This is a genomic window from Gordonia sp. (in: high G+C Gram-positive bacteria) (assembly GCF_049299075.1).
GTDB lineage: Bacteria > Actinomycetota > Actinomycetes > Mycobacteriales > Mycobacteriaceae > Gordonia.
In genome coordinates, this window is the sequence record NZ_JBAQWU010000372.1 from 1 (window position 1) to 5,912 (window position 5,912).

A 5,912-nucleotide genomic window follows, 5' to 3' on the forward strand; every position below is an offset into this window, starting at 1 on the left:
TCCTACCGGCTACGCGACCGAGGCCTGGAAACACTCCCCAGCATCAAAGCCGAACAAGAAAACCTAGACTAGAGACTGTTCACTTTTGGACCGCCGAAACCGTTCAGGTTTCGACCGCCGCCGACAAACGTTGATGTAGTCCGGAATGTTGTCGAAACCGCGAAGCTCGGTCGGGCCGAAAGAGTCGGGAAGCTCGTCGTATGCAGCTCTCTGAGTTGCTGCGTAGTCGGGGCTGAACTGAACGGAGGATGCCATCAGCGCCTCACGCATTTCTCGCGGCCCAGCCGCCAGCCGCCACCCCAGCTGCCATGCCGCCAGTACCGCTCCATCGGGCGTTCGGCTGAACCCTGACGGCACACCAGTAGCTGAGATCCGGGTCGGCCCGGCAGAGGTCGAGAACGGCATTGGGATAGCTACGACCCGCTGCCACATCAGACCGTCAGGGGGTCCGTCACCGCCGCTAGGCTTGCCCGTCTGAGGTAGTACCTGCCCCCAGGGGTTCTTCGGTACCGCGACTTCGCGGCCGCGAATGTCGACGGTCGGGATGTCGAACTTGCCGTCCAGGTCCTCCGGTGGGTTTGGCTCGGCGGTACCGGACCTTTGTGGTGGCGGCGCGGACGTCTCCGGGGTGTCATCGTCACCCATCAGAATGAAGGTGCTGACCACCGCCAGAATGACGACGACAGTCAGCCCGGTGACCGCCAACATCGTTGTCAGCGACCACGCCGACCTCTCGTCGGGCTCTGGGGAAACAGGAGGCGACTCGTTCATAGGAGTTCCCTTTCGCGTTCGATTTAGGTAGAGGTCACCGCAGCGAGAAGACATCGGGAGGAAGGGTGTCGACCGCTTCAACCCGGGGGTGCGATTGGGTGGGCTCAGGGACAACGAGTGCCCAGTCCCGACTGGCGGCCCATGCGACCGTTGTGTGATTGACACTCATCGACCCGTCGGGCAGCTCAGTGAAGATGTCGACGCTAGCGGAGACACCCTTCTTGTAGTCGGTGACGCGGTACCCGAGGACCTTCGGTGCCATTGCGGGGTCCACTGGTCCGGCAGTGGACACTCGAAGGCGGTTGGCGATGAACCAGTCGCGACCGGGACCAGGAGCCAAGAGTTCCGCAGAGACCTGGGGAAACTGCTCGTCGTCGGCCACAGACATCCGAACGGTTGCCTGAATGGCGGCAATCGCAGCCCCGGCTGGAGTGTCCGTGTACCCGGTGGGAGCCGGGTCTACAGGCTGGCGTGGGCCTTCGGCGGTGAAGGGGAGGTCGATTCCCTGGAACGGTTGCCACCGCACTTCTGATGCCGCGATCTGTGCTGCTGGAGGCGGTGACGACTCTCCCCCACAGCCCTTCGCGACGAGGCCGGCGACTATCGCCACCACGACAGCGACACCGGCGATGACCCACCGTGACCGTTCAGTGATGTTCGGCGTCATCGCAGCAACCACCACGCGGTTTCGCCAGCAGTGGTCACGATGATCGACCCGTACAGGACTTTCAGGACTCGCCGGCGAGCGACCATGGGGTCCACGGCCAGCCACGACGAGATCGAGCCACTGTTGTCGGCCCACAAGAATCCAGCCGAGGCGATCAAAACGGTGACGCCGATTACGGTGATCAACCACTTGAACACGCCGAGCAGTTCGATGAACGGACCTACCACATCATCGGGCGGGACGAGCGGACCCTTCTCAGCTGCCGTAGCCATGCCGCTACCGAGCACGGAGGCGAGGAACCCGGCGAGAACCGCGCCGCTGCCCACCACGCACCTGACACGACTCATGCGTTTATGAACCCGTACAGCTGCGGGGCGATCGCCACGATGATGCCACCGACCAACGACCAACCAGCGATCTTCATTCCCTTACTGCCGACCGAATGGTCAGTGAGCTTGTCCAGCGCCATGACTCCGCCGGAGGCGATCAGCATGGTCACGCCGAGCAGGGTGACGGCCCATTTGATGATGCCGGGAATGCGCATGAACTTTTCACTTCCCGGCGGGGTGACAGATGGAACCTGGACGGTGTCGGCGAGGTAGGCCGAGTGCTGGGCCAGCGCGATCAGAGTGTCGGCCTGGGCGGTGACCAGTTGTGTAGTGGACATTGGGTCTCTCCTTCTTTTGGACTATTGGGAGTTCGAGGGGGTCAGCGAATGCGGATCATCGCCGCGCAGCAGCTACCGGGCGTGCCGGCCACGGGGCTTGGGGCTCACGGTTTGCGGCCACTGAACGGTCAGCCCGGGGATCGCCTCAGCGGCGGCATCGGTGACCGCACGAACTGTTTGCGCGATGGCCGCTTCGGCTGCAGGGGCGGCATCGCCCAGCGCTTTGATCGGGGCCTGCGCCTGTTCGGCAGTCCAGCCCGCCTCAACGGTTTCGGGTCCGACCTGTGCGCTGAGCGACACGTCACCGTGGCCGCTGACGACGTAGTCGACCGCCGGGAGACCCGATTGTGCGGCTGCTTGGGCAGGCAAGTGCAGTTCGAACTGGTTTGCACCACTGTCGACCAGGACCTGCGGTTGCTGCTCTTCCCAAGGCAAAGGGGGCCGCTTCGTGGCTTGACCGGGATCACCGGCACCGAATACGTACGCCAAAGCCCCGAAGCCGGCCGCGCCGACGACGGTGCCCAGCAGGCCGGTGGCGGTTCCTGCGCCCAGAGCGATCCCTGCACCGATCCCTGCACCGATCCCTGCACCGCCGAGGGTGGCTACCGGGTTGCCGCCACTGATACCTGCTCCGACACCGGCGCCGATGAGTGCTCCGACGGGAACGGCAACCACGCCAACGACCAGCGTGGTCGCCAGGAATGCGGCTGAGCCAACCACGATGCCGCCGGCGACGGCACCGATGACCGTCGATGCCGCCTTCCGGGAAGCTTCATCGGGTGGCACACCGACGCTGATCAGCCCCCGAGCGATCTCCGATTCGAAGTACCCGCCCCACTCATTGGCCGAAACGACCGCCCCGTCTCGGTTCGGGAACTGCGGGAGCTGCTCTACGGGAATCAACACGTTGCCGAGCCTGAGGGTGTCTGGAGGGGCTGCCTTACGCTTTACCGGAGGCACCCACTTCGGCGCGTGCAACGGACCCTGAGGCACCGGGGTGTACGGAGACTCGTAGGTCGGCGGTGACTGGGGCGCAGGCTCATATCGGCCCTGCGGAGGGCTTGGGATGAGCGGCTGAACGTTCGACTGTGGTGCCGGTGCCGGTGCCGGTTCGGGGGTGGTACCGCCTTGGATCGAATCATCCTCAGGCGCGGTTCCGCCCTGATTCTGGTCGGTCTGCGGGGTGGTACCGCCCTGCTCGGGATCAGCTAGTGCGGGTGGCGCTGCCACCCCGGCGGTGAGTGCGCCGACAAGCATCGCAGTTGCGGCGACCTTGCTACGGCGAGTGAAAGTCCGATTGGACACGTGGCCTTCTTTCTGTCGGAGAGCGAAGTTGGTAGTAGGAAACAGGCAGCTCATGGTGCTTTCCGGATGGCGGTGATCCAGGTTTGGCCGCCGCTGGTAGCGGTGTCGATCACCTGCTGTAGAACCCTGGGCGGCTCATTGGGCTCCATCACGGTCAAAGCCACCGCGTAGCGCCCTGCACCTAGATCGGTGATCGACAGGCAGTGCGCGGTCCCCTGTGGAACGGCGTCGATAGCCTTTTGCAGCGAATCGGTGGCAGACACGGCGCCCTCGGCGGTCACCGCTTTAGCCGCTACAGCGTCGCGGGTCGTGTAGTAGGCGTGATTCCATGCCTTGATCACGTCGGGACCTGAGCCCCGGCGGTCGCCCGGTCCGTTCCCGACAGTGACCGCGCCGTCGGAGCGGTCGATGCACGAATCAGCGGCAGCAACGGTCGCTGCACTGGTCAACCCCTCCATGGACGGACGGTCATTGGGGGCGACCTCACCGATCGTCTTGACTAGCGCCAGGCCCGCCAACACCACCATCACCGCGGCCGCAGCGATCACAGCGATCATCGCCGCCCGAGGTTTGCCCAGCCGGTCACGCAGTGCGCCTAGCCGATCCCTATACGGTGGCTGCGCATCGTCGGCTTCCGCCGCACGCGGGACGTGCGGACTGCTCGGCGGGGGGACCTCGTCGACGGCGGCTACCGCAGGCGCGAGCAAAGGGGCGGCATGACCGTGGTCGGCATCGTCGTCTTCTGTGTGTGCCCAGTGGTCGGGAAGCGGCGGAAGAACCGGCAGTTCCCGGCTTTCGTCGCTGGATTGCCACCCCGCATCATCCTCACCGCCGTCCGCAGCGAGATCCGCCAGTGAATACGCGAGTTCCGCCACATCGCGGGTCACACCGCCGCCAGGGATCAGTGACTTGGGGTATCGCTTCGGCAGCTCCGCACCTGGATCGGTGAATGGGTCTAGACGAGGCAGATCGGCAAGGGAAAGGCTCAGCAGCTCCTCATGCCACTGAACCGACATCTGGCTGACCATCGGTGCCAAACCAGCAACGAGCCGACGCTTGACCGCTACCGCTGGAGTGACCTTCCCCCGAGAGCCCGGGACGAGAACGAGCCCAAGCAGAATGGTGCCGTCGGGTGTACCGCCAGTCATCCACTGCCGTAGTGCAATGTGCGCAGCCTCCAGACCGGCCAAGGTTTCCCTGGCAACCAGGACCACCGCGACAGATCCACCAGCCGACGGGACCGGCCACACCCGGCCTACCGGTGCGGTTCCGCCGATTAGAGCGGCGAGAGTGTCGATGCCGGCACCGCCATGGCAGCCCACCAGCGCGATCTCGGTCCCGGTAGCCTGTCCACCCCAGGCGAGAGCCTCGGTATCGGTCGGCGGTTCAACACCGTCGACGTAGTCGAGTGCCGCCTCGTCGAGAGCACCGACCCACGCTGGCCCATCGTGCGGGGATTTGGTCATCGTCACCGGTCTGCACCTTCAGTCGAAGTCGAAGTAATAGCGGTTATCAATCTCGGAGCGAGACGCCGATCGCCGAGCGATGGGTGTCGCGCGAACGGAATTAGGGAGAGGTAATACCCGGCATACGGAAGCCGGAGGAATCTGCGGGCTGCGGCTCAGTGGCCTCGGACGCATCGGTCGGCACATCAGTCTGCGAAGGCACCGTTGTGGCGACCCCACTGGCCCCAGAATCGGCGACGTCCCGCGCCACAGCCTTGAGCCAGGCCGTGACGAATGCCGTCGGCGCTTGCCCGGTCGGCGACGCGGCCACCGACCCATAGGAGCCGTGCGCATTGGCCGTCTGGAAGAGCTTGAGCGCACTGGTCACTGTGAAAAGCTCCGAGTTGTCCGCGAACTCGGCCTCGAACGCGGTGAACGCCTCTTGAACCCAGCGCTGTGTAGTGGCGGGAGGAACCAGCTCAACCGCCGCAGCTGTCACCTTCGGCGCAAGAACCGCGATCACGGCGGCCGGATTGACTGCGCCCGCTGTGATCACCTGGCCGATCGTGGACGGGTTAGCGACGTGCCGCAGCACGGTCTTGGCGGCGTTGAAGCCGATCGTGCCGATCTTCCACAGCGCCTGGATGCCTTCGTCGATCGTCGGCATCGGTGCCCGAGGGTCGGACGCTTCGGCCAGACGAGAGCTCAGAGTCTGCGTCGGCTGGTAGGAAAGCGACTCGATGTTGCTCTGCGGAGCCTGCAGGTCCTCGTTGATCAGTGGCACTGCCGTCTTCACCGTCGTCAGTGCTAGCGCCTCCCCGAGTGAGGTAAGAGCTTCTACCGAATCCCCACCCATCTCGGTCTGCCCAGCGATGTTCGTCACCAAGCCGACGATCGGCGCATCAACGGGAGCGTCACAGGCCAAATCGCCCGCGGTGCACGGTGAGTAGTACCGCCCGGCAATGGCAGACAAGTCCACCTCGACGTCGCGGCTCGGGCCGATCCCGCCGCCCGCCGGGGCTGACCCCGAAGCGCCCGCCGCGACCACCTGCGACAC

General features: G+C 65.0%; 6 protein-coding genes and 1 pseudogene. All 7 read right to left on the minus strand.

The window, feature by feature from the left end; all coding sequences use genetic code 11:
- Positions 1-63: 63 nt before the first annotated feature.
- Positions 64-708 (minus strand): hypothetical protein, encoded by a 645-nt coding sequence (locus tag WAW85_RS11685; protein WP_422559778.1) that lies wholly within the window; start codon positions 706-708, stop codon positions 64-66.
- Between the two features lie 97 nt (positions 709-805).
- Positions 806-1,159: a hypothetical protein gene (locus WAW85_RS11690; protein WP_422559779.1), complete on the minus strand. Its 354-nt coding sequence runs from the start codon at positions 1,157-1,159 to the stop codon at positions 806-808.
- Positions 1,160-1,434: 275 nt separating this feature from the next.
- Positions 1,435-1,785, minus strand: a complete 351-nt coding sequence (locus WAW85_RS11695) for a hypothetical protein (RefSeq protein WP_422559780.1) — start codon at positions 1,783-1,785, stop codon at positions 1,435-1,437.
- Positions 1,782-2,105: a hypothetical protein gene (locus WAW85_RS11700; RefSeq protein WP_422559781.1), complete on the minus strand. Its 324-nt coding sequence runs from the start codon at positions 2,103-2,105 to the stop codon at positions 1,782-1,784. Before WAW85_RS11700 ends, WAW85_RS11695 begins: the two co-directional genes overlap by 4 nt.
- A 72-nt stretch (positions 2,106-2,177) precedes the next feature.
- Positions 2,178-3,011: a hypothetical protein gene (locus tag WAW85_RS11705; RefSeq protein WP_422559782.1), complete on the minus strand. Its 834-nt coding sequence runs from the start codon at positions 3,009-3,011 to the stop codon at positions 2,178-2,180.
- Between the two features lie 449 nt (positions 3,012-3,460).
- Positions 3,461-4,882 carry a hypothetical protein gene (locus WAW85_RS11710; protein WP_422559783.1) on the minus strand — a complete coding sequence of 474 codons (1,422 nt, stop codon included), beginning with the start codon at positions 4,880-4,882 and terminating at the stop codon, positions 3,461-3,463.
- A gap of 94 nt (positions 4,883-4,976) precedes the next feature.
- Positions 4,977-5,912: pseudogene (locus WAW85_RS11715) on the minus strand (hypothetical protein); the annotation flags it as partial.

Excerpts from the sequence above, each read along its gene's own strand:
- WAW85_RS11685 (WP_422559778.1), bottom strand. The coding sequence starts at position 708 with ATGTTGGCGGTCACCGGGCTGACTGTCGTCGTCATTCTGGCGGTGGTC.
- WAW85_RS11690 (WP_422559779.1), bottom strand. The coding sequence starts at position 1,159 with ATGTCTGTGGCCGACGACGAGCAGTTTCCCCAGGTCTCTGCGGAACTC.
- WAW85_RS11695 (WP_422559780.1), bottom strand. The coding sequence starts at position 1,785 with ATGAGTCGTGTCAGGTGCGTGGTGGGCAGCGGCGCGGTTCTCGCCGGG.
- WAW85_RS11700 (WP_422559781.1), bottom strand. The coding sequence starts at position 2,105 with ATGTCCACTACACAACTGGTCACCGCCCAGGCCGACACTCTGATCGCG.